Below are 22,899 nucleotides of genomic sequence, written 5' to 3' on the forward strand. Positions count from 1 at the left end.
GCGGCGCCTTTGTTTGTTATCGACTATAAACGTCAAGGCGGACATTGTAAAGCAAGCAGCCTTGAGGTGTTATTTTTTCGGTGTGCTGTCATCCATCTTCAGCACGGCCATAAATGCTTCTTGCGGGACTTCAACAGAGCCCACTTGCTTCATGCGCTTTTTCCCTTCTTTTTGCTTCTCAAGAAGCTTTCTTTTCCGGGAAATGTCTCCACCATAACATTTGGCAAGCACGTTTTTACGCATCGCTTTAATGGTGGAACGTGCAACAATTTTTTGACCGATTGCCGCTTGAACTGGCACTTCAAAGTGCTGGCGTGGAATCAGTTCTTTTAGCTTTTCTACGATGATCTTGCCTCGTTCATATGCATAATCGCGGTGAACAATAAAGGAAAGGGCATCGATTTTTTCGCCATTCAGCATGATATCCATCTTCACTAATGTCGATGGACGATAGCCAATCAGCTCATAATCAAAGGACGCATAGCCTTTTGTGTTGGACTTTAGCTGATCAAAGAATTCATATACGATCTCTGCCAAAGGAATTTCGTACACAATGCTCACGCGGTTCGCATCAAGATACTGCATATCAATGAAATTTCCGCGCTTTCCTTGGCAAAGCTCCATCACAGAGCCTACATAATCGTTCGGCACCATCATTGTTGCTTTTACATATGGTTCTTCAATTCGCTCAATCTTTTGCGGATCAGGCAGATTGGACGGGTTATCTACGACGATTTTTTCTCCATCTGTCATATATACATCATAAATAACACTTGGCGCTGTCGTAATCAGATCAATTTTAAATTCACGTTCAATCCGTTCTTGGATGATTTCCATATGAAGCATTCCAAGGAAGCCGCAGCGGAAACCGAAGCCAAGTGCTTGGGATGTCTCTGCCTCATATTGAAGTGAAGAATCATTTAATTCAAGCTTTTCTAACGCTTCACGTAAGTCATTGTATTTCGCTGTATCAATCGGATAAAGTCCGCAGTATACCATTGGGTTTAGCTTTCTGTATCCTGGCAGCGCTTCTTTCGCAGGGTTTTCCGCACTTGTGATCGTATCCCCTACACGTGTATCACCGACATTTTTAATCGCAGCTGTTAAGTAGCCAACATCCCCAACAGTTAGTTCGTCTGTTGGCATGGCTTTTGGTGTGAATACGCCGACTTCAAGGACTTCAAATTCTTTCCCCGTCGCCATCATTTTAATTTTCTGACCAGGTCTGACGGTTCCTTCAACAATTCGTATGTACGCAATAACGCCGCGATACGCATCGTAAAGAGAATCAAAAATAAGGGCTTGAAGTGGTGCTTCTGGATCTCCAGCAGGTGCCGGCACCTTTTCAACGATTTGTTCTAAAATATCCTCGATTCCAATACCCGCCTTAGCAGAGGTGAGAACAGCTTCAGACGCATCCAACCCGATGACATCTTCAATTTCTTCTCTTACACGCTCAGGCTCTGCACTCGGCAGATCGATTTTATTGATAATCGGAAGAATTTCTAAGTTGTTATCAAGAGCTAAATAAACGTTCGCAAGTGTCTGTGCTTCAATTCCTTGTGCTGCATCTACTACGAGAATCGCACCCTCACAGGCAGCTAGGCTTCGAGATACCTCATAGGTGAAGTCGACATGCCCTGGTGTATCAATCAGGTGCATGATATATTCTTCTCCATCCTTCGCCTTATACTTCAGCTGGACAGAGTTTAGTTTAATCGTTATGCCGCGTTCACGCTCTAAATCCATGGAATCAAGTAATTGTTCTTTCATTTCCCGTTGAGTAATCGCCGCTGTTTTTTCCAAAATACGGTCCGCCAATGTGGATTTCCCATGGTCAATATGGGCGATAATGGAGAAATTTCGAATTCTTGATTGCCGTTCTAATCGTTTTTCTTTATCTGTCACAATCTATCACTCCTACTATAAAACGCGGGTTGCGCTAGGTTAGATTATATCAATAGGGCTGTAAAGATTCAATCGAAATCAAGAAAAGCCGCTTATCGGTCAGCGGCTTTGATTAAAAGGGTGATATCTCATGAAATTCGTTTATTTCCCATTCACCCAATCATAAAGAGAACGGGCTGCATTTGTCATACCATCAGACAGGGCTTTTCCTGCTTTGGAAAAGGCATTAAAGCCTTCTATTTCCTCGAGCTGCTTTTGTTTTTCGGCAAGATCCTTTTCTGTAACAGCCGTTCCTAAGATAGAAGCTTCCTTTTCTTCATCGTCGTTCATTTGAATGGAGAAAGCTCCTTTTAATTGCGGATCATGGTAGCCCTTCATTTGCAGCATGCCATTATTCGCTTGCTGCATTCCTAAAAAGACACCAAACAGCAAGACCAATCCTAAAATAATGGTTTTTCCAATAAATGAGCCCATACCCGTCACCACCTTAAGAGCGTTTTTTCTCATCCTTTGCTTTGCCGTCCACCTTTTCCGCGTCCCAGAAAATGTCGCTGAATACATCAGCTGCTGCATTGGATGCATTTCTTAATTCTTCCATATTATTATCTACTCCGCCAAATTCTAAAAGAAGGGCTTTGTCAGATAAATCTTGATTATAGATTCCATTATCGCCAATTTCTCCTTTGGCAAACACGCCGACACTAAGACCTTTATATTTTTTCTCCATCAAATGGTGGAACTCTGTCGCAAGCTTTAAGTTTTTCTCATAGCTTTGATTCTTCTTCCCAACAACAAACGCAATTCTCGCATATTTCTTCCCTTTGATTTCGACAGTCGTATCTTTCTTTCTTCTTGAGTCCCGGTGAATATCAATTAAATAATCGAGGTCATCATTTTTCGCTAAGGCTTCTTTCACGACCAATCTTGATTCATTATAAGACTGCGGATACTTTAATCCTTTTTTCACGAGTCTTTTTTCAATTTCCGTTTTGTCGACTGTATTGCCGATTCCTTGCTGATCAAGCGCCTTTCCAAACATGTCGCCGACAAGGGTAACATTCACTTTTGAGTGCCGTGCATTATTTGGGTTCGTTTCTCCTTTTAAAAATGGTAAATATGATTCCGTATTATGTGTGTGATAAATGTACACAGCTTTTCGTTTTCCTGTTGACCGGTCCGGTTCTTTGGCAGGCTTTTTCGGCCCATCTTCATCCAGCTTGTCCAGTTCAGCTAAATTTGCTTCTTTTTCATCTTGGATCACTTCACTCGGAGGCGGCGATTCCATTGGCATGTTGGTATAGTCTGTGCCTTCACCCGCTAAGATGATTTTTGTATCAAAATGTTCAAAGCCTGGAAGTTCTCTTCCTAGAAAACTGCGCGGGTCTTCTAAATTAATACTGGTTGCAAGCTTCAGTGACAGCCCAGAGAAATGAAATCCTTTTTGAGCTTCTGGAACTGCTGAGGCGAAATATTGGTTTTCCATGCCCATTAATGTGGCAAAAAATGCGCCAGAGAGCTCATCTGCTACACCATATAACGAGGCTTGCGGCCTCAGCTCAGGTTTTAAAGATGTTAAAGCCCCTGACATCACAAACACCACAACAAGAGCGGCAATAAATAAGAAAATACTTTTGACTACTTTCGTTCCATTAATCGCAACGACCAACTGTCGAGGACGGCGGGGTCTTTTTTTCATGATTTACTCCCTCCAGCACGCTTTCTAGTAATTACACTATGAGCGAGCTAGAGAAAGTAGAACCGATTAATGATTATATGAACCCTTGTTATCTTGAGTGATTTTTTGATGAAGCGCTGTGTTTAATCCGTTGGCAAGTACGTTTGCCATATCATCAATGAATGTATCGACTTCTTTAGGCGTGACCATTAAATTTTGTCCGAGCGGCGCAAGCACTTCATGGATTAGCTGCCTTTTCTCTTCTTCTGGAAGGGTTCCTACGATGCCTAAGAATGATTGACGTGTTTCCTCATCTGGCAAGTCTTCTTCGTTAAGCACTTTTTTCTTCCCGAATGTCAAACCAGCCGGCACAAGAGAGCGGGATGGTCTATCATCTTTTAGTTCTCTACCAAAATGCTTTAAGACATAATCAATTGTGTCACTAGCAATCGTTACTGCATCCACCACTGTCGGAACGCCAATTGCAATCACTGGGATACCTAATGTTTCTTCACTTAATTCTTTTCGCTTATTCCCTACACCAGAACCGGGATGGATACCTGTATCAGAAATTTGAATGGTTGTATTCACTCGTTCCACCGCACGAGCAGCAAGGGCGTCGACAGCAATGACAAAATCAGGCTTAGACCGCTCAATCACACCTTGGATAATGTCACTTGTTTCAATACCGGTCAGTCCCATCACACCTGGCGACAAAGAGGAAACTGGGCGATAGCCTTCTTGAACATTTTCCGGCTGTAATTCAAAGAGATGACGGGTCACAAGCAGGTTTTCGACTGTGAGAGGACCTAGTGCATCTGGCGTGACATTCCAGTTTCCCAGTCCTACTACAAGGCAGCTCGCATCTGCCTGAATGCCTCTGTCTTTTAAAAACTGAGCAAAATGACGGGCAAAGACTTGGACGACTTTTTCTTGCATTTCAGAGTCTTTCTCCCGAATGCCTTGCGCTTCAAACGTCAAGTAGGTCCCTGCCTTTTTGCCAGTCAGCTCCTCCCCTTCTTTCGTGATTTCTACAGTACGGATACGGATGCCTTGCTCATCTTTTTCCTTTTCGACGATCCCTTGGATCCCGTCCTTTTTGACGACATTCGGATCGTTCTCTTGTTCTAGTATCTCTTTTGTTTCAACAGCGAGGTCTGTCCGGATTTGATAAACGCTTAAATCGAGCTTCTGTTTCTCCATAAAAAGACTCCTTCCACCAAGTAATTAACAGTAGTCTTTCCATCTCTTGAAAGAAACATTCGAGCACGTCATCAATGAAAAATACTTTACATTTATATTGCATTCTAAAGGTGTGTTTGATAGAATACAATTTGTTCTATTGTGAAGATTTAACCTTAAGACAATTGTGTTTAGGTTGTATCTTAGGAGGTGAAACACATGCCAAATATTAAATCAGCGATCAAACGTACAAAAACGAATAACGAACGCCGTGCACATAACGTAACAATCAAGTCTGCGATGCGTACTGCGATTAAACAAGTTGAAGTTTCTGTAGCTAACAACGATGCTGAGCAAGCAAAAGCTGCTCTTGCTTCTGCTGCAAAACGCATTGACAAAGCCGTTAAAACTGGTCTTGTACACAAAAACGCAGCTGCGCGTTACAAATCAAGACTTGCTAAACAAGTAAACGGACTTTCTGCATAATGCTTGCAACGCCTCAGTAATGAGGCACCTGTTTAACTGTACGTCCGTCCTGACCGGCCGAGCCTAAGGACAGACTGGCAATTATACATCTAAACAAAAACGACCCTCTTTTTAGAAGGTCGTTTTTTTATGTTCAAGCGCCTAACAATCGAAGCAGGAACAATTCTAACAGCAGCTGCTTGTCCTTTTTACCCGTTTTCATTTCATAATCAATCGTTGAAAGCTCTTTGACGATCTGCTTGAGCTCTTCTTCTGAAAACAGTCTTGCCTGATCCATGGCAAGTTTGACCCGGAATGGGTGGACTTTTAGATTTGAAGCAATTTGTTTTTGTCCATATCCTTGCTGAGCGAAATACTTCGTCTGCAAAATCAATCGAAATTGAGTTGAAATAAGTGCTAATATTTTAATGGGTTCCTCATTTTGCTTCAAGAGGTCATAAAACATCTGCATGGCCTCAGAGCGGCGTCTGTTTACGATTTGATTAATCAGCTCGAAAATATTTTGCTCCAAGCTTCTTGCAACGAGCTGATTGACATCTGCTAACTCAATTTCTTCCCGCTCTCCAATATATGTACTTAGCTTCCGAACCTCTTGGAATAGAGAGGATAGACTTCCGCCGCATAACATCACAAGCTGCTCAGCCGCTTCAGATGTAATCATCTTTCCTTCTGTCTTCACCAGTGTGATGGTGAAATCAGTTGTTTCTTTTGGGTTTAATTCTTTCGCCTCAACAACAGCAGCTTTCTTTTTTAGCAATTTGGTGATTTTTTTACGCTCATCCAGCTTTTCATACGGTGCTAATAACACGAGAATGGTATAGGGCGCTGGCTTTTCTAAATAAGCTTCTAATACAGAAAGCTCATGCTCGATCTTTTCCTTTTTCTTCTCAGCTGTAAGAAAATAAGGATTCTTGATCACGACGAGACGTCGTTCTCCCATAAACGGAAATGTTTCTGCATCCGTCACAGCCTGTTCAAGCGGCACCTCTTCCATATCGAAGATGGAGTAATTAAAATCTTTCGTTTCCTCGTCTACTACAGCTTGTCTCAATTTAGCGGCGGTTTCTTGCAGTAAATATGTTTCTTTCCCATATAAGCAATAAACGGGATGGATATCCCCTCGTTTTAAATTGTTCCATACATCAAAGACCATCAATTGAATCCCTCTCTTTCACTTCCTCCTCTATCCTAAAGTGTGTGAAGACATTAGTAAAGAGGAAGCTGAAAGTGCCGCCTCCTCATTTATAGTAAACGTCCGGCGCAAGCTCCCGGGTCAGCCTGCTGTCAGACGATATTCATAAAATGATCATGAAAATGGAAAACGGTTACTTTACCTTCTAGCAATTCCAAATGAGTTCAAGTATACTAAAATTAGCCAGGAGGGATGAAAATGAATGAATTTGAAAAAAATGTTCAAAGCAAGCGGAATGATGTGACCGACTCAGCCGTTGGTTTTATCGTCACATTCGGATTTTTCGCCTCAATGTTTATTTTGGCAACTATTATACACCTCGTTGGATCTTAACTTCATGAAGGTTACACGACTGCCGTTTTGGCAGTTTTTTTATTGAGTTTGTAAGATATCATATGGAGGGTGAGTGTAAAACGTTCCTTCCTCATCGAGAAATTCATACGTCACACTCCCGTCGGTATCTGTACGATACACCTTCATTTGCTGATCCTTTAATTTTTTCAAAACTTCCTGATGTGGATGCTGATAACGATTGCGTTCACCTGCTGAAATGAGTGCATGTGAGGGCTTGAGATGCTGAAGCCATTCTTCGCTTGTCGACCCTTTACTCCCGTGATGTCCAACCTTTAAGATATCTGCCCGCAGATGAGGAAAGGCTTCTATAATGTCTCGCTCCCCTTCTTGTTCAAGATCTCCAGTGAGCATAAACCGCTTCCCGCCTAGAGTACATGTCAAAACGAGTGAATCATTATTCTTAGTTGTCACTCGATCACGAGACGGATGAAGAACGTCAAATATTTGCTCTCCAATCTGAAGCTGATCTCCTCTCTCTAATTCATCAATCATGATCCCTTGATCAGCTGCTTCTTTTAACAGCTCCGCATCCTCTGGACTCCGTGCAAAGCCTTTTGGAATGGCCAGCCGCTTTACTTTATTTCCCTTGATTAAACGAACTGCTTCTCCCATATGGTCTTGATCCGCATGCGTCAGAATAAGGACATCAAGTTTCGCTATTCCTTTAGAATGCAAAAACGGGATCAGCGTTTGATCACCGATCGTAGACACTTTTCGTCTTTTTTTCCACGGTTCTTCTTCAAAAGAAAGTCTGCCTCCCGTGTCCACAAGCAGGTGCCCCTTTCGATAGGGCAGCTGAATAAACAAACTATCCCCCTGTCCTACATCCAGCATCGTCACTTCCCCTTTTTCGAAAAAATTCGGGGTGAAATAGTGAACACTCAAGACACCAATGAGAAAAAGGAGCGGCACAGCATAGGACTTCACAGACGTTTTGCACTCCATCACAACTAACAGAACAATTAAGGCACTCACCTCAAGAACAATATGCCACCAAGTTGACTTCATAAAAATCAAGTTGAATCCATCAAAATCAGCCATATAGGCTGACAATTGATGACTAAGCTGGATCACCGAATCAAGCAGTTGAAACAATGTTTGTCCAAGCGGAAGATAAACGATCGTCAAAAGAAAAAAGAGTAAGGATAATGGCATGACGATCGTCGTAAAAAAAGGAACAAATATCATGTTCAAAGGAACGCTCAGTAAAGAGAATTGATGAAAATGATATAAAAGAACAGGGAGCGAAGCAAGCTGTGCAATAAAGGAAATCAGGAATAATTGCATGACCGAACTTTTTGGTTTTGATAAAATCCTCGTCGATAACAAAATAAAAAACGTCACCACGAAGGAAAGCTGAAATCCGATATCAAATAAATAAAGAGGATGAATCGCTAATAAGAGTAAAAACGTTGCACTTAATACCACAGCAGAAGGCTGTTTCAATTCTTTTGGCAGACTAGTCATCACTAAATAGATTCCTGCCATGAGACAAGCTCTTAAAACAGATGGTGCAGCACCTGTCAAACAAGCATAAACAGGAAGAAAGCATAATAGAAGAATACGTGCTGTCTCTCTTGTCACACCCACACGAAGGAGACACCAAAATAAACATGCAAGAAGCGCTTGCACATGCAGTCCTGAGATCGCTAGTAAATGAATAATGCCGAGCATTTGATAATCTCTTAATGTGTCAGGTTCTATCAACTCACGATCGCCAAAAATAAGTGCCTGTACAATGCCAACAGAGTGTTTTGGCACATGGTCCTCTAAAAATGTCAAACCCTTTTGCCTCATCGCTTGAAGATAGTAGGAAGAACCGCCTTTTTTTGTACAGTTTTTGATCGACTGCGGCAGAAAAATAGCGTCAATGCCTTTTGTTTTTAAAAATTGATCGTATTGAAACCCGTTAGGAATGGTGGCGTGTTTTGCTGGGCGAACATCACCTGTCATGTGACAGCTCATACCAGGTTCTACCTCTTTTAATGCCTCTTTTTCACGCTCTGTTTGAATTGTATAAAAAGTGGCTAGTCGTTCATGGTCTGTCGATACAGTCGCTGAAAAACGATTGCCATCTGTTTTCGGAATGCTTTCAATCACAACGGAATCAGATAGGAATTTTTCTTGTACGGGTAGCTCCGTTTCAAGAGACTCATGAACCATAAAAATAAGTATATAGACAGCCCCGCATAGGCTGGCCATTAAAAAGAGCTGAGGCATTTTTTTCAGTAGGCTGAGAAGTAATATGATGAGAAGAAAGAGAAGGAAATATATATGAAGATGATATGCAGCCAGAGCAATTCCAACAGCTGCTGAAATTGCCCCAAACGGCAAATATTTAAACATAGGAAGTAAATAATTGATTCGCCTTCTCATGCATATCGCGAATTTCTGTTTCGCTAAGTCCTGATTCACTCAGCTTCCCAATTAAATCTGCAACAAAGGCCAATTTTTCTTGATTTTTTAAGTCGATGATCATTTCTTCTAATTCAACTTGCTCCGTTTGAACACCCGCCTGCTCGAATAAATCAACGGCATATGGATGATTTTTATAATCCTTTGCATAGTACACTGTCCGTATACCCGCTTGAATGATGGCTTTACAGCACTGTAAACAAGGAAAATGTGTGACATATATTTCAGCATCAGCTGTAGGTGCTCCAAATTTGGCACATTGTAAAATAGCATTCATTTCCGCATGGATGGTGCGAACACAGTGATGATCAATGACATAGCACCCTACATCCGCACAATGAACATCACCGGCAATGGAGCCATTATACCCCCCTGCAATGATGCGCTTGTCCCTTACGATGGTCGCCCCAACAGCTAACCGCTCACAGGTGCTTCGTAAAGCAAGCAAATGGCTTTGTGCCATAAAATATTGATTCCATGAAATTCTTTCCACGAGCTGATCCCTCCAGAATGATGGTTGATATTAAGTGTACATGCCTTTCTTCTATACCGTCAATTCTACTTCACGGTCAATTGACTTTTCAGCCGTTCAATCGTCTTTTCCCCAAAACCTGAAATGTTCCGCAAGTCTTCAATTTGTTGAAAATCTCCGTGTTCCTCTCTATAGGTAATAATAGCTTCGGCTTTAGCTGGTCCTATGCCGTTAATGGTTTGCAATTCGGCTGCATTGGCCTGATTGACATTTACCCCCTCACTCTTTTCAACGTCCGTTGATGCGTCATCTGATGCTGTTTGCGTCTCTCTTTCCGCTTCCCCCTGCTTCCGAACATAAATCATCATACTATCCTCTAATTTTGCTGCTTGGTTGATTTCAATCGAGTCTGCTTTGCTAGTAAAGCCTCCTGCCCTTCGAATCGCTTCTTCTACCCGAGCATCAGATTGAAACGTATAAACACCTGGCTTTCTTACAGCTCCTTTGACTTCTACAAAAATCGTCGATGGCTCTTTTTCTGTCTTTTCTTGTTTGTCTTCTAATGTGACTTGTATGTCTTTATCTCCCTTCAATACATTTGGTTCTCTGCTGCCCTCCCCTTTTCCAATGAAAAAGAAGAGACCGATGATCATCACAACCATGAGCCCAGCTGCAATATAAAGACTGTATTTTTTTATCGGAATGAGTCGTTTCACTTACTCACGCTTCTTTCAATCATATTTTTTTACTGCTCGACATACTGTTTAGAAGATAACAGATCCTATGCGTCTAAGGAGGGAGAACGTTTGAATATAGGGTTAATCGGTACAGGAAACATGGGTACCATACTTACTGAGGCATTTATTGAATCAAAGGCAGTCAATCCCTCATCGATCACCATTACAAACCGAACCATTGAAAAAGCGTTCAATATAAAAAAGAACCATCCAGAGCTTGAAGTAACGAAGCAGCTTTCAGGGGCTGTCACGAATAAAGATTTCATTTTTGTTTGTGTCAAACCACTTGATATTTATCCACTTTTAAAAGAGCTGAATCCTCTTTTAACGGAGCAGCAAACCATTGTCATCATTACAAGTCCGGTTCATCCTGAACAGCTTCAGGATATCGTTCCTTGTCAAACAGCCAGGCTAATTCCAAGCATTACAAACCGCGCTTTATCAGGCGCATCACTTTTAACTTTTGGTTCATCCTGCAATGCCGCGACGAAAACAGCGTTAAGACAGTTAGCTTCGTGCATTTCAACACCAATTGAGATCCATCATTCGATTACAAGAGCTGCTTCCGATATTGTCAGCTGCGGTCCTGCTTTTATCAGTTTTCTCGTTCAGAAGATGATTGAAGCGGCCGTAGAAGAAACGGATATTTCTAAAGAAGAAGCCACCACCTTAGCAGAAGATATGCTGGTTGGACTTGGCCGTTTGATTGAAAAAAGAGTCTATACCCTTCCGACACTGCAAGCCAAAGTATGTGTGAAAGGCGGGGTCACTGGTGAAGGCATTAAAGCACTTGAAGCAGGTGTGCAAGATATGTTTCACCGCCTCTTTCAAAACACTCATGAAAAATTCGATGAAGATCTTGAAGCAGTTGCGCATCAATATCCACCAAGTGTGTTCACTGATGATCGCAGAAATTAATCATCTTTGCAACAAGCGAAAAAAGGGTTTTAAAAAACCATCGTTCTATTAAACGATGGTTTTTGGTTTCTTAGCTGAGATGAAATATCTTTCGGCAAATTCACCGGGGGCTTCATTTGTAAAATCAGCGGTCACTTCTATTTGTTCAAAACCAGCGGACTTAAGGAACGCTGCATATGTTTCAAATGGAAATGTGCGCTGTTCATGCGTCTCATCATAACGCTGATACATGTCTCCATCTTTTACAAAAAAGCTTAAATCATGAATGACCGAATACATGTCATCCCCTTTATCGCTCTGCCAAATATAGCTAATCTCTTCATCTTGATCTGCAAAAGTCGATCCCGGGAATACCTCTTCCATTTTATAAGGCGTATGAACATCAAAAAGTAAAACCCCATCTTCCTCTAAAAGCTGAAACATGTTTTTAAAGGTTTTTTTGACGTCATTTTCGTTTTTTAAGTAATTCAAGGAATCACAGCAAATAACTGCTGCCTGGAAGGCTTGCTCAAAGCCCGTAACCTCTCTCATATCTTGATGTAGAAATTGAATCGACTGCTTTTTCGCCTGGGCTTTTTGCTGCGCGAATGCCAGCATTTCTTCACTGAGGTCAATTCCTGTGACCTTGTGGCCCTTTTCAGCTAACCGAAGAGAAATCTCTCCAGTTCCACAGCCTACATCGATGATGGCAGCATTCGGCTTCATATACTGCTGGATCCATTGAACCCATTCATCATAAGGTGCATGTGTCATGAGCTCGTCATACACACCTGCAAACCCTTGATAAATCATGAGTTAATGCCAAGTGAAAGCGTTTCTCTCGGCGCATCTCCCCAAAGCTTTTCTAGATTGTAATATCCTCTTTCTTCTTTGTGGAACACATGGGCAATGACATCTCCTAGGTCAATCAATACCCATCTTGCTTCATCAAAGCCTTCCATCTTCTTTACTTCAATTCCACTTTCCTCTGCAAGATGTTTTACTTCTCTTGCAATGGCTTGCACTTGTTTATCAGAATTCCCGTGACAAATGAGAAAATAATCTGCAACAAGTGAGATTCCTTGCATATTAAGGGCAATAATATCCTCAGCCCGTTTATCATCGCATGCTCCTGCTGCGACGTTTAAAATTGATGATGAATCCATCCAAAATTCCTCCTTAGTTGTTCTTATGCACAAGCGAGTTGTAAGTAGCAAGCGTATCTGGAAAGACTGGCTGATTCTTTTTCATTAGAAAACTGATGGTGTTTTTTAATGATTGGATCAGTGCACGATCTAGATCATGTTCTGCTAACTCCCTTACTTCTTCGACACCAGGGAAATGTCGTCCTGGTTCTATATAATCTGCGACATAAATGACTTTTTCAAGTAAAGTCATGTCTGGTCTGCCGGAAGTATGAAATTCAATGGCTGTTAACACATCGTGATCATCAATTCCAGCTTCTTTTTTGACCAAATAGGCACCAACCGGGGCGTGCCAAAGCTCGGGCGAATATTCAAGCAATAAAGGGTTCATCTTCTCTTGCTCGATAATCCCCTTCATTTCTTCCTTTGGTCTAAATTTCGCATAATCATGAAAAATAGCGGCGATCTCTGCTTTTTTCACATCAGCACCGAACCGTTCCGCTAATGAAATGGCTGTTTCCATGACTCCAAGTGTATGTGTATATCTATGCTCTGTTAACTGCTCTTTGACACAGTTCAATGCTTCTTCACGATTCATATAAATGATGCTCCTTTATATAACGCTCAACAGCTTTCGGAATCAAATAATCAACAGGTTTCCCCTGCTCTATTCGCTGCCTAATCAATGTCGATGATACATCAAAAGCTGGAACATCTGCAAATAAAAGAGGATATGCCGTACTTCCAACGTAACCCGGTCTTTTCATCCCAATAAAGGTGATCATTTGAAGCAAGTCATCGATCCGATGCCATTTTGGCAAATACTCGACCATGTCCGCTCCTATCATAAAAAAGAACTGATCTTCTGGATGACGCTTCTTTAACAGATTGACAGTATCTACCGTATAAGACGGACCCTCCCGCTCCATTTCAATGAGCTCGAGCTGAAAATACGGATTTGACTGAATCGCCGCCTCCACCATGTTTATCCGGTGATGACTATCTGCTCGTTTCCGTCCTGTTTTATGAGGAGGCATATGGTTTGGGATAAACCAAATTTCATCAAGCCCAACTTGAATCCGCACCTCACTTGCCATCAGCAAATGCCCATTATGGGGAGGATCAAACGTACCGCCGAACAACCCTATTTTTTTCATATCGCATCCACCTTTACGGCAGCTTAATTTGTTTATTTTCCTTAGATTCTTTGTAAAGGACAATCACATTTCCGATCGTTTGAACGAGTTCAGCCTTTGCACCTTTTACAAGTGCTTTCGCAACTTCTGTTTTGTCCTCATCGCAATTTTGCAATACGCTGACCTTTAACAGTTCTCTTGCTTCAAGCGCCTCGGAAATTTGCTTGACCATATTGTCATTTACCCCGCCTTTTCCAACTTGAAAAATAGGTGATAAATGATGTGCTTGTGCACGTAAAAAACGTTTCTGCTTACCTTTTAACATGGTGTTCCTCCTAATTTCTCTATGACAATTGACTTCATTTTTCCGGCGTCAGGCGTAATGCCTGTCCACAGTTCAAAGGCTCTTACTGCTTGTCCAACAAACATGCCAACCCCATCTACTGTTTTCAAGCCTAAACCTGCTGCTTCACTAAGCAGTTTTGTTTCTATTGGATTATACACAATATCACAAACGACCGCTGTTTTTTTTGCGTTCGCTAAAGAAATCGGGGTTTCTTCAACATTCGGATACATGCCGATCGAGGTCGTATGGATGATGACATCATATTCCCCAAGTTGCTCTTCTGCTGTATTTAATGTGATTGCATGAGATGTGATTTTCACCTCTGCACTTTCAATTAAAGCTTCAGCTTTTTCAATGGTGCGGTTCGTAATATCAAAGCTCTTCGGTGCATACTGAGCAATTGTCGTATAAATCGCTCTTGCCGCTCCGCCAGCACCAATCAAGAGAAATGACAGCTCTGATAACGGCTGATCCAGGGCTTCAAGCAATGAATGAAGAAAGCCTTCTCCATCTGTATTGTACCCAACGAGCTGATCTCCTTCGAGCCGCACCGTATTGACGGCACCGAGGCGTTCAGCTGTTACATCAATTTTGTCAAGGTACTTCATGATTTCTACCTTGTGCGGAACAGTAACATTAATGCCGCTGATTCCTAACGCTTTCATGCCGCTAATCGCATCTTTCAGGTCATCATTTTCTACTTGAAAGCCATGATAATGTCCATCTATTCCAGCATCCTTTAGTGCTGCATTATGAATATCCGGAGACATTGAGTGGCCAACAGGGTTTCCGATTACTCCGTATAAAGGTTTCAAGGTCTCTCCCCCTTTGAACATTTAAATTAACGAACGTCTCATAAACACATGTACGCCTTTTGGCGCATAAACTTTGATTTGTTTGTCCGCATCATTTGCAGTGACCCAGCCTAAACCTGAAAAGACGATGTCCATTTTTGGCTGATCAATGGTAAAGGTATGTGGAACGAGCGGCGGGAAATCTTCCATACCCTCTTTTGATGGCGGTGACAGCAGTTCTCCTGCATGTTTTTCATATAAATCATCTGCGTTCTCCAGCTTTGTACGGTGAATGTTCAGCTCATTTGGCATATAGCAGACAAATGACGTTCTGCCGCCTTTTACGTAATCAAATCGAGCCAGTCCGCCAAAATAAAGCGTTTGTGCTTCATTTAATTGGAACGTTCTCGGTTTCAATTCTTTTTTCGGCGTTAAAATCTTCAAGTCATTTTTACTGACATAGTGTGCCATTTGATGTCGGTTGATGATGCCCGGCGTATCGAATAAAGCAGACCCGTCATCAAGCGGAATTTCAATCGCATCAAGTGTAGTACCTGGATATTGGGAGGTAGTAATGACATTCTCTTCTCCAGATACTTCTTTGATGATTCGATTGATAAATGTTGATTTCCCAACATTCGTACAGCCGACAACATAGACATTTCTTCCCTCGCGGTAATGATCAATCGCTTCCATCACCTCAGGTACGCCCTGGCCTCTGCTTGCACTAATTAAGAAAACATCAATAGGGTTTAATCCGTTTTCCTTTGCTTCCCGTTTCATCCAATGAATCAGACGATCTTTTTTCACGGATTTCGGTAAAATATCCACTTTGTTACCGACAAGTAAAATCGGATTACCGCCAACAATACGGCTCAGCCCATTGATCCAGCTTCCGTTAAAGTCAAAAATATCAACGACCTTCACAATGAGAGAATCTGTCTCTCCAATACTGTGCAATATATTTAAAAAGTCGTCTTCTGTTAAAGAAACATCTTGAATCTCATTGTAGTTCTTTAACCTAAAACAGCGCTGACAGATCACATCTTCTTTCAATAGAGATGCTGCCGGCGCATATCCTAATTGATCTTTATCTTCCGTCTGAATGGCTACACCGCAGCCAATACAAACAACCTTTTCCATTATTACTCTTCCTCCCACTGAATGTGGCCCTTACGCTTTAAGGCTCCTAAAATTCTGCGTTCAATCTGCCTGTTAAACTTTGTGAAAAATCCGTCCGAGGCAGCAACAGGAACGACCAAAATCGTATGGAAGCCATGACGATTCCCGCCAAGAACATCTGTCATGAGCTGATCCCCAATGACAACCACATCTTCTTTTTTCAACTGCATATCAGCGACTGCCTTATTAAAGGCTCTTCCCATAGGCTTTCTCGCTTTATAGATAAACGGGATATGAACCGGTTCAGAAAAAAGCTTGACCCTTTTTTCATTATTGTTCGATACAATCGTCACTTGTATCCCGTGATCTTTCATTTCTTGAAACCACTCAATTAAGCGCGGTGTCGCACTTGGACGGTCCCATTCTACTAGTGTGTTATCTAGATCAGTAATAATTCCTTTTACATTTCGTTCTTTTAATTTTTGCGGTGAAATGTGGAAAATACTTTTCACAAATTCATCCGGTAAGAAATACTTCTTTAGCACAATTTGCACCCTTTCTTCCATTGGTTTTCAGCGATTGTGTCGAATCAAATCACAATTTGTCTGTCTATCGAATACAATGAAAAAGTTTTCGACATATGATGAGGACCTTCAACAGGTGTGGATAATTTTACACACATTATCCACCTATATTTCATCACGCTTTCATTCAATTATAAACACTCTACCCACAAGTTATCCACTTAACCATGTGGATAACAGAACGATTGTTCTTGTTTCCCATTCATGGTAGATTAAAGGTACTTCAAAGACAGTCGATCAACCTATGATGATATGTCTTTTCCTCAAATTTTATGCCAACTTTTTCAGGGGAGGTGTTTTTCCCATCATATGGGTTTCTAGTATGAAAAAGCTGTCAGATGATTTACTTATAGAATCGTATTATAAAGCAAATGAAATGAACTTAAATCGCGACTTCATTGAATTAATTGAGACAGAAATGAAAAGACGTTCGCTCGGGCATATGCTCTCTGTTTCCTCTTAATTCCATATCACAGGAACCATGCCTCCCGAGCACTCTCCTTTTTTAAACTCAGGTGACTGATATTATATCACTTGCGCTATAGGCTTACTACTATTTTCCGTAAAAAACACCCCTTCTGATGAAAGAAGAGGTGTCTTAATTGCAAGGCTGTTCATTCCAAAACCATAACCCTCCGCCTACGACTAAAATGACCACAAGGAACACAACAAGAAAAGCGTAACCGATTCCTGCTCCTTGTGCTGGATAAGGCGAACACGCAGGGTAAGGATAAGGGCATCCCCACATATCAGTTACCTCCTTCTAGGAAGATATACTGTTAGACTATGCTGGATGGATGGTCTTGTTTAGGCAGATGGCCATCATTTAAAAATGTTTGATGACATCACGCTCTTTGATTTCGTTATAAATAATTCTCGCCCCTTTTGGTGTCATATGATTGCCAGAAGGGTCGATCAAGCCTGACTGAATCAGGGCATGATCACTATCTTCACCAGCTTCTCGGATGAAAGCTTTCCAGTTGTCGACAAGCGGCACCTGCTCATCCTTCGCTACTTCTCTCGTGATGTCATTATAAGAGTTTTGCCAAGCTCTTGCCCCGCCTCTCCCGGCAAAATAAGATGACTTATATCTAGAGTAATAATACAAGCCCTTTTTCCCGCCTTCTACAACAGGCACACAGGTCATGAGAATCGGGGTAATGCCTTCTTTTCTACTTTCAGAAATGAAGTAGGATAAATTTTCTTTAAACCTTTTTTTCGTCACTCGAGGATGTTTCCCGTCTAAAATCGCCGCATCATTCGTACCGAACATGATGAGAACGTAAGTTGGTTTCTGTTTTAAAATATCCTGCTTAAAGCGCAGTTTCGCGTCTTCAGTCGTCTGCCCGCCAATGCCTGCATTCTTCACTTGAATTTGGCCGCGCTCGACGTTTTTCATGAGATTCACCCATTTTTCAGATGTTGGATAATCTCGAAAGTCCCAGTTTGATCCTCTTGTATTACTGTCACCAAATGCAATGACGCTTTCTTGTACTGGCTTTGAGCACCCAGCAGCAACACATAATAGGATAAAAAGGAAAACATACTTCTTCACAACATTCACCTCCAAAAGCCCTCTTCATATAGTAAACGACAAGACTTTTTGTTTCAATGAATGACTGTTTTTGACGAATAATTACTATTGCAGTTGAACTGGCATATATGCTTTGTCATGGTGAAGCAGCTCACTTACTTTTACAAATTCATAGCCTCTCTTCTTTAATTCAGGAATCACCTGCTTTAATGCTTCTACCGTTTGCTTGCGATTTCCCCCGCCATCATGTAAAAGGATGATATCGCCGCCTTGAATATGATCAATAATTCGGCTTGCAATTTTATGTGCGCCTGGTCTTGACCAGTCCTTCGGATCTTGCGTAAAGGACCACATGACCACATCGTACCCTTGCTTTGACAGAATGCGGAATGATTTCATTGTTAAGCGTCCACCAGGAGGGCGAAATAATAAGGGACCGCCAGGCTGGAGTGAAGCGATATGAGCCGCTGATTCTTTTAATTCCCGCTTGATCTCCTTTGACGACAACAGGTCAAAATACGTATGATTCATCGTATGATTGCCGAGTTCATTCCCTTCGTCCACAATCCGTTCTGCGATCATCGGATATGCATGGATTCGGCTCCCTATCACAAAAAAGCTCGCATTCACTTGATGCTCCTTCAGCACATCCAATATTTGATTTGTATACACTGGGTGAGGTCCATCATCAAAGGTGATTGCAATCTTTTTCCGTTCCGCTCTCATGTCCCAAAAGGCACGTCCCGTTTTTTCAAGATCGACTCGTTTTAATGTACGTGCCTCTACTTTATTAGGAACAAAAGCACATAGCAGCCATATACACATTAAGATATGCAGCCCTTTCATTCGACCGCCTCCTCCACCGAACATCATTACCAATTAAATTGCCCGCTTTCTCATCAATTCATGCAAACCTCATGAGGATATCGACATCTTTTTCACATAAAAAAAGCCGGCCATACTGGCCCGCTCTTTGTGTTTCACGTTTGGTTTCTCTCTTCAACTGTCGAACGTTGCTTAGAATTCATACAGACACTCTCCTTCTTGGATTTGATTTTGAGCCCATAATAATTTCTGATAATACTGGTTGGACTTTTTGTATTGTTGAGAGGCTTCTAAGGCTGTCGCAATTTCTAGTGAGATATCCTCTATATAAGAGTATAGGCTAAGTTTTTCCAAATAATCAATGGTTTTTTGCAGTTGGTCTTCATTGATTTCCTGAACATATAAAGCATCCAGATACTCAAACATATGACAGAACAGCTGGTCTTCATGCTTCTTTGCAGCCAATTTCCCAGCTTCTAATATGCGCAGCGCATCCGCCTGTTCATTCTGTCTAAAAAGCAGCTTCGCCAGCGTATAGAGCGTATGTGGAAGCGTTGGAAGCAGCTCTTTGCGGGCAAGATCAGCGGATTCCGTTAAATATCGTTCCGCTTCCTCTCTATAGCCAAGCTCGCCATAACATTTTCCTAAATTATAGAGCGCTGAACTGTATATGCGCGGGTGATCAATTTGAGATGCGAGCTGTTTTGCCTTTTTTAAATGAGGCAGTGCCCGGTCTTTTCGTTTTAAATCTTGATAATTTCCTGAAATGACAAAGAGACATTGAATGATGCGAATGGTATACGCATCATGCTGATCGTATATTTCCAGCGCCTTTAAAATATGGTGCATGGAGACATGTGTTTGTTTCATGATATAGTAGGCTTCTGCCACTTTAAAATGAAACTCTGCCTGCTCAATATCATCGAATACCATGGACAGCTGCTTTTCTGCCACTCGATAATATTTGACGGCTTCTAAATATTCTTTTTGACTAAATTCATGCATGCCACGAAAAAATGCATGGTAATAATGCAGCATATCAGATAACTCATGATTGGAATTTTCGATTTTATCGACTAGATTAGATACTGAGAAAGGTTGGTATTTTGAAGGGTGTATATAGTCAAGCATGATTTGGTGCCGAAAACACATGAGCTGATAATAAATCAGTAAATGCTGGTCCTCTTCCATCTGTTCAATTTCCGCTTCAACTTCCGCTTTCAAGATTTCCGCATCTGGAACACTGAACTGCCGTATCATTCGATACCATTCATTAATTTTCATACCTACATGTGAAGATAGAACCTTCCCCATGTTCCGAAATGACCCCTTCCTTTTCAGTCTAATATTACATATTTTAGCACGCTTCTTGACCGCCAAGCACCGAAAAGAAACCGCAAACATAAAAAAGAGACGAACAGAAGCACGATTTTTTTGAAAAAGATGATTTTTTCATCGTACAGACACAGACAATCCCTCCTTCACATACATTTGAGGATATAGGCAGCAGCCTAAACATGGTGGAGGTGAAAATCGTGGCAGGAGTATTTACAGCGATGGGATTGATGGTCAAAGAATTGGTGTTTTTAGTGTCCTATGTCAAAAACAATGCCTTTCCACAGCCCCTTTCGGGAGATGATGAAAAAAAATACTTAGCCCTCATGGCACAGGGCGATGAACACGCAAGAAACATGCTGATTGAACATAACCTTCGGCTCGTCGCTCATATTGTAAAGAAATTTGAAAATACCGGGGAAGACGCTGAAGACCTCATCTCCATCGGGACGATCGGACTCATTAAAGCCATCGAAAGCTATTCCTCTGGAAAAGGAACAAAGCTGGCAACGTATGCGGCGCGGTGTATTGAAAATGAAATTCTCATGCATTTACGCGCGCTCAAAAAAACGAAAAAAGACGTCTCCTTGCATGACCCCATCGGTCAGGATAAAGAAGGCAATGAAATTTCATTAATCGATGTCTTAAAATCCGAAAATGAAGATGTGATCGATACCATTCAGCTCAACATGGAGCTTGAAAAAGTAAAGGAGTATATCGACATCCTCGACGGCCGAGAAAAAGAAGTCATTGTCGGCAGGTTCGGCCTTGATTTAAAGAAAGAAAAAACGCAACGGGAAATAGCCAAAGAGCTCGGGATATCACGGAGCTATGTGTCACGGATTGAGAAGCGCGCGCTGATGAAGATGTTTCATGAGTTTTACCGGGCGGAGAAGGAGAAGCGGAAACGGGAGAAGGGGAAGTGAAAATGAACTCTTTCCAACTTCTAAAAAAACAGACCTTGTTGGGTCTGTTTTTTATTTCGGCACTAAGCTACTGTCTCGCTGCATTTCATTTCACCATCTTAGCCTTCAAGAACAAAATAGCAAGATTTTGGTCATGGTCATGAACTAAGACATGAAGGAAATCAATTCATCATGCCCCACTATTTAGAGAGCTACAGGAAATGATGGCAAAGCGATTTGCATATAAATATTGTATTCTGCATTTATGCTTAAAAAATTTAAATACGAAAAAATAAAATATAATGCTTCATGTATTCTTGCTAATCAATTTTAAATGTTGTTATTTGATACCTGTCAGAAAGCTTAGTATAATCAATATAAGAACAAATATTCGGGGTTAGTAATCGTAGATAAACTACAACTTACCAAAAAGTGCTGCAAGAGACGCTATAAACGCAACAGTTTCCAAGGGCTATGTTATGAAAACAAGGTTGAAAGTATGATTGGTTCTAAACTGACACCAGATCATGTACATTGTGTCGTTTAATTCAACAAGAATATCTTTAAGAGATAGCAGTAATTAAACAAACAATTTAACTTTGGAGTGATGATAATGAATAAGTTTTTTGAGTACAACTGGCAGGTGAGAGACGAATGGATTAATTGGTGTAATCAACTAACAACAGAAGAGTTGCTACAAGACCGCATAGGTGGAGTAGGGAGTATTTTATACACTCTTTTTCACATTATGGATGTTGAATATAGTTGGATTCGTGGTATTCAGGGTAAAGAAGACGTGGTATTAGATTTTGATGATTACAAGACTATGGCGAAAGTAAAAACGCTCTCAACTACTTTACGATATGAAATAGTCGAATTTTTAAAATCTCATTTAGATGAAAAACAAGATCGAATGGTATCAGTTCCTTGGGATGAAGATGAATACACTAAAAATGAAATATTACATCATATAATTACCCACGAAATTCACCATATTGGTCAACTTTCTGTTTGGGCAAGAGAAAAAGAATTAACACCTGTATCTGCTAATTTTATCGGTAGAAAGTTAAAATCAGTACATGCTTATGAAAAGTAAGGTCAGTTAAAGATCCATTCATTTATCCCACTATGTTGTTTCCTTTTAAAAAGTGCTCAAATAATCGCTGACCTTCCTCTTCAATTTGATCATCTTCAATTGGATATTCCCCAATGAATAAGCCTAAATGGTCGTATTCCACATAACTCTTTAAGAGATTCAACTCGTAACTTTTCTGATCAAAAAACAATAACCATCTTCCTGTTTCTAAACTCTTAAAAAAGACGCCTTCATAATCATAACCTTGTTCATCATATCCTACATGTAAATGCATACTCTCATCTAAACTATGTATTCTTTCATTTATACACACTTTCACCTTACTCCCCTAACTTTTCACATTATGCTGAAAATCAATATTCCTCAACTCAACCCAATCAACAAAGTCAGGGACTTTTTTTGTCGTCAAAAACTGTTGAATGATTTGATACGCCTGATTGCGGTCGACATAGCTGCACAATGGCACATACAATGGTGATCCAGCGACCAAATGCTCGATCGTTTCGATCTTTTCTACCTTTTGAAAAGGGACTAAAAAATCTGGATATCTGATGATAAAGAATCCATACGGTTCAGTATAAAAGAAAACTAGACTTTCGCATTCCCCATCTTCCTCTATCTCAATGGAAGATTCTCCGTTACCTTGTTTCCAATACTCTTCACCCTCCTGGAAGAAGATCTTTTTCATGAATTCTTCTCCCGGATTTTCTACTGGAGCTCCTGTGGGGCCGTAGTATAAAAACATCCATATCGCTCCTT

At 41.1% G+C, this 22,899-nt stretch carries 28 protein-coding genes; 6 read left to right on the forward strand and 22 right to left on the reverse strand.

Annotation, left to right across the window (positions count from 1 at the left end; translation table 11 throughout):
* Nucleotides 1–69: 69 nt before the first annotated feature.
* The 4 genes from lepA to gpr form a co-directional block, all read right to left on the reverse strand.
* Complete coding sequence (gene lepA / locus AC3WTB_RS12795; protein ID WP_024423038.1) at nucleotides 70–1,908, reverse strand: translation elongation factor 4; 1,839 nt, start codon at nucleotides 1,906–1,908, stop codon at nucleotides 70–72.
* A 141-nt stretch (nucleotides 1,909–2,049) separates the two neighbouring features.
* On the reverse strand, nucleotides 2,050–2,382 hold the full coding sequence (locus AC3WTB_RS12800; RefSeq protein WP_058839057.1) for a YqxA family protein: 333 nt from the start codon (nucleotides 2,380–2,382) through the stop codon (nucleotides 2,050–2,052).
* 13 nt (nucleotides 2,383–2,395) lie between these two features.
* Nucleotides 2,396–3,604 carry a stage II sporulation protein P gene (locus AC3WTB_RS12805; RefSeq protein WP_107163341.1) on the reverse strand — a complete coding sequence of 403 codons (1,209 nt, stop codon included), beginning with the start codon at nucleotides 3,602–3,604 and terminating at the stop codon, nucleotides 2,396–2,398.
* A 66-nt stretch (nucleotides 3,605–3,670) separates the two neighbouring features.
* The gene (gene gpr / locus AC3WTB_RS12810; protein ID WP_144494441.1) at nucleotides 3,671–4,786 is read right to left on the reverse strand and encodes a GPR endopeptidase; all 1,116 of its coding nucleotides are present in this window, start codon (nucleotides 4,784–4,786) and stop codon (nucleotides 3,671–3,673) included.
* A gap of 198 nt (nucleotides 4,787–4,984) precedes the next feature.
* Here gpr and rpsT point away from each other — a divergent pair, with 198 nt between their 5' ends.
* Nucleotides 4,985–5,251 (forward strand): 30S ribosomal protein S20, encoded by a 267-nt coding sequence (rpsT, locus tag AC3WTB_RS12815; protein WP_024423042.1) that lies wholly within the window; start codon nucleotides 4,985–4,987, stop codon nucleotides 5,249–5,251.
* Nucleotides 5,252–5,384: 133 nt separating this feature from the next.
* Here rpsT and holA read toward each other — a convergent pair whose 3' ends face one another.
* Nucleotides 5,385–6,404 carry a DNA polymerase III subunit delta gene (holA, locus tag AC3WTB_RS12820; RefSeq protein WP_047201921.1) on the reverse strand — a complete coding sequence of 340 codons (1,020 nt, stop codon included), beginning with the start codon at nucleotides 6,402–6,404 and terminating at the stop codon, nucleotides 5,385–5,387.
* Nucleotides 6,405–6,641: 237 nt separating this feature from the next.
* On the opposite strand from holA, the gene AC3WTB_RS12825 reads away from it, so the two are divergent.
* Nucleotides 6,642–6,776, forward strand: coding sequence for a YqzM family protein (locus AC3WTB_RS12825; RefSeq protein ID WP_012010638.1), 135 nt, complete (start codon nucleotides 6,642–6,644; stop codon nucleotides 6,774–6,776).
* Between the two features lie 39 nt (nucleotides 6,777–6,815).
* Here the strand turns inward: AC3WTB_RS12825 and AC3WTB_RS12830 are convergent, their stop codons facing one another.
* From AC3WTB_RS12830 to AC3WTB_RS12840, 3 genes are all read right to left on the reverse strand, one after another.
* Nucleotides 6,816–9,143, reverse strand: a complete 2,328-nt coding sequence (locus AC3WTB_RS12830; RefSeq protein WP_330545456.1) for a DNA internalization-related competence protein ComEC/Rec2 — start codon at nucleotides 9,141–9,143, stop codon at nucleotides 6,816–6,818.
* Nucleotides 9,136–9,705: a ComE operon protein 2 gene (locus AC3WTB_RS12835; RefSeq protein ID WP_058839053.1), complete on the reverse strand. Its 570-nt coding sequence runs from the start codon at nucleotides 9,703–9,705 to the stop codon at nucleotides 9,136–9,138. The genes AC3WTB_RS12830 and AC3WTB_RS12835 overlap by 8 nt, the downstream gene beginning before the upstream one ends.
* A 65-nt stretch (nucleotides 9,706–9,770) precedes the next feature.
* Nucleotides 9,771–10,400 (reverse strand): helix-hairpin-helix domain-containing protein, encoded by a 630-nt coding sequence (locus tag AC3WTB_RS12840; protein WP_330545317.1) that lies wholly within the window; start codon nucleotides 10,398–10,400, stop codon nucleotides 9,771–9,773.
* 90 nt (nucleotides 10,401–10,490) lie between these two features.
* Here AC3WTB_RS12840 and comER point away from each other — a divergent pair, with 90 nt between their 5' ends.
* Nucleotides 10,491–11,339, forward strand: coding sequence for a late competence protein ComER (comER, locus tag AC3WTB_RS12845; protein WP_260774366.1), 849 nt, complete (start codon nucleotides 10,491–10,493; stop codon nucleotides 11,337–11,339).
* A gap of 48 nt (nucleotides 11,340–11,387) precedes the next feature.
* Here comER and AC3WTB_RS12850 read toward each other — a convergent pair whose 3' ends face one another.
* From AC3WTB_RS12850 to AC3WTB_RS12885, 8 genes are read right to left on the reverse strand one after another with little or no spacing between them, the layout of a single operon-like run.
* On the reverse strand, nucleotides 11,388–12,131 hold the full coding sequence (locus tag AC3WTB_RS12850) for a class I SAM-dependent DNA methyltransferase (RefSeq protein ID WP_126681566.1): 744 nt from the start codon (nucleotides 12,129–12,131) through the stop codon (nucleotides 11,388–11,390).
* On the reverse strand, nucleotides 12,128–12,484 hold the full coding sequence (gene rsfS, locus AC3WTB_RS12855) for a ribosome silencing factor (protein WP_003217467.1): 357 nt from the start codon (nucleotides 12,482–12,484) through the stop codon (nucleotides 12,128–12,130). Before rsfS ends, AC3WTB_RS12850 begins: the two co-directional genes overlap by 4 nt.
* A gap of 13 nt (nucleotides 12,485–12,497) precedes the next feature.
* A complete protein-coding gene (gene yqeK / locus AC3WTB_RS12860) occupies nucleotides 12,498–13,061 on the reverse strand; it encodes a bis(5'-nucleosyl)-tetraphosphatase (symmetrical) YqeK (protein ID WP_048238932.1) in 564 nt (187 codons plus the stop codon).
* Nucleotides 13,051–13,620, reverse strand: a complete 570-nt coding sequence (locus AC3WTB_RS12865; RefSeq protein WP_058839048.1) for a nicotinate-nucleotide adenylyltransferase — start codon at nucleotides 13,618–13,620, stop codon at nucleotides 13,051–13,053. The genes yqeK and AC3WTB_RS12865 overlap by 11 nt, the downstream gene beginning before the upstream one ends.
* 13 nt (nucleotides 13,621–13,633) lie before the next feature.
* Nucleotides 13,634–13,924, reverse strand: coding sequence for a ribosome assembly RNA-binding protein YhbY (yhbY, locus tag AC3WTB_RS12870; protein ID WP_008342507.1), 291 nt, complete (start codon nucleotides 13,922–13,924; stop codon nucleotides 13,634–13,636).
* On the reverse strand, nucleotides 13,918–14,760 hold the full coding sequence (aroE, locus tag AC3WTB_RS12875; protein ID WP_492333792.1) for a shikimate dehydrogenase: 843 nt from the start codon (nucleotides 14,758–14,760) through the stop codon (nucleotides 13,918–13,920). The genes yhbY and aroE overlap by 7 nt, the downstream gene beginning before the upstream one ends.
* Before the next feature lie 21 nt (nucleotides 14,761–14,781).
* Nucleotides 14,782–15,882 (reverse strand): ribosome biogenesis GTPase YqeH, encoded by a 1,101-nt coding sequence (gene yqeH / locus AC3WTB_RS12880; protein ID WP_075611666.1) that lies wholly within the window; start codon nucleotides 15,880–15,882, stop codon nucleotides 14,782–14,784.
* A 2-nt stretch (nucleotides 15,883–15,884) separates the two neighbouring features.
* Entirely contained in the window at nucleotides 15,885–16,406 is a 522-nt protein-coding gene (locus AC3WTB_RS12885; protein ID WP_008356191.1) for a YqeG family HAD IIIA-type phosphatase, read from the reverse strand.
* 361 nt (nucleotides 16,407–16,767) lie between these two features.
* Here AC3WTB_RS12885 and AC3WTB_RS12890 point away from each other — a divergent pair, with 361 nt between their 5' ends.
* Entirely contained in the window at nucleotides 16,768–16,908 is a 141-nt protein-coding gene (locus AC3WTB_RS12890) for a sporulation histidine kinase inhibitor Sda (RefSeq protein WP_003217327.1), read from the forward strand.
* A gap of 135 nt (nucleotides 16,909–17,043) precedes the next feature.
* On the opposite strand, the gene AC3WTB_RS12895 is transcribed toward AC3WTB_RS12890, so the two are convergent.
* The 4 genes from AC3WTB_RS12895 to AC3WTB_RS12910 all read right to left on the reverse strand — a co-directional run bounded on the left by AC3WTB_RS12895 (nucleotide 17,044) and on the right by AC3WTB_RS12910 (nucleotide 20,118).
* A complete protein-coding gene (locus tag AC3WTB_RS12895) occupies nucleotides 17,044–17,193 on the reverse strand; it encodes a hypothetical protein (protein ID WP_162842499.1) in 150 nt (49 codons plus the stop codon).
* A gap of 78 nt (nucleotides 17,194–17,271) precedes the next feature.
* A complete protein-coding gene (locus AC3WTB_RS12900; RefSeq protein WP_257218397.1) occupies nucleotides 17,272–18,000 on the reverse strand; it encodes an SGNH/GDSL hydrolase family protein in 729 nt (242 codons plus the stop codon).
* An 84-nt stretch (nucleotides 18,001–18,084) separates the two neighbouring features.
* Nucleotides 18,085–18,825, reverse strand: a complete 741-nt coding sequence (locus tag AC3WTB_RS12905; protein WP_047201930.1) for a polysaccharide deacetylase family protein — start codon at nucleotides 18,823–18,825, stop codon at nucleotides 18,085–18,087.
* A gap of 171 nt (nucleotides 18,826–18,996) precedes the next feature.
* Entirely contained in the window at nucleotides 18,997–20,118 is a 1,122-nt protein-coding gene (locus AC3WTB_RS12910) for a response regulator aspartate phosphatase (RefSeq protein ID WP_041086294.1), read from the reverse strand.
* Between the two features lie 218 nt (nucleotides 20,119–20,336).
* On the opposite strand from AC3WTB_RS12910, the gene sigK reads away from it, so the two are divergent.
* Together sigK and AC3WTB_RS12920 are read left to right on the forward strand one after the other, a co-directional pair.
* The gene (gene sigK / locus AC3WTB_RS12915; RefSeq protein WP_034738387.1) at nucleotides 20,337–21,065 is read left to right on the forward strand and encodes an RNA polymerase sporulation sigma factor SigK; all 729 of its coding nucleotides are present in this window, start codon (nucleotides 20,337–20,339) and stop codon (nucleotides 21,063–21,065) included.
* A 592-nt stretch (nucleotides 21,066–21,657) separates the two neighbouring features.
* Nucleotides 21,658–22,140 (forward strand): DinB family protein, encoded by a 483-nt coding sequence (locus AC3WTB_RS12920; protein WP_059374580.1) that lies wholly within the window; start codon nucleotides 21,658–21,660, stop codon nucleotides 22,138–22,140.
* A gap of 22 nt (nucleotides 22,141–22,162) precedes the next feature.
* Here AC3WTB_RS12920 and AC3WTB_RS12925 read toward each other — a convergent pair whose 3' ends face one another.
* Together AC3WTB_RS12925 and AC3WTB_RS12930 are read right to left on the reverse strand one after the other, a co-directional pair.
* Nucleotides 22,163–22,459 (reverse strand): DUF3986 family protein, encoded by a 297-nt coding sequence (locus AC3WTB_RS12925; protein WP_492333793.1) that lies wholly within the window; start codon nucleotides 22,457–22,459, stop codon nucleotides 22,163–22,165.
* Between the two features lie 9 nt (nucleotides 22,460–22,468).
* Nucleotides 22,469–22,885: a hypothetical protein gene (locus AC3WTB_RS12930; RefSeq protein ID WP_126681562.1), complete on the reverse strand. Its 417-nt coding sequence runs from the start codon at nucleotides 22,883–22,885 to the stop codon at nucleotides 22,469–22,471.
* Nucleotides 22,886–22,899: the final 14 nt, after the last annotated feature.

This window comes from Bacillus sp. EB106-04-04-XG123, from assembly GCF_058791855.1.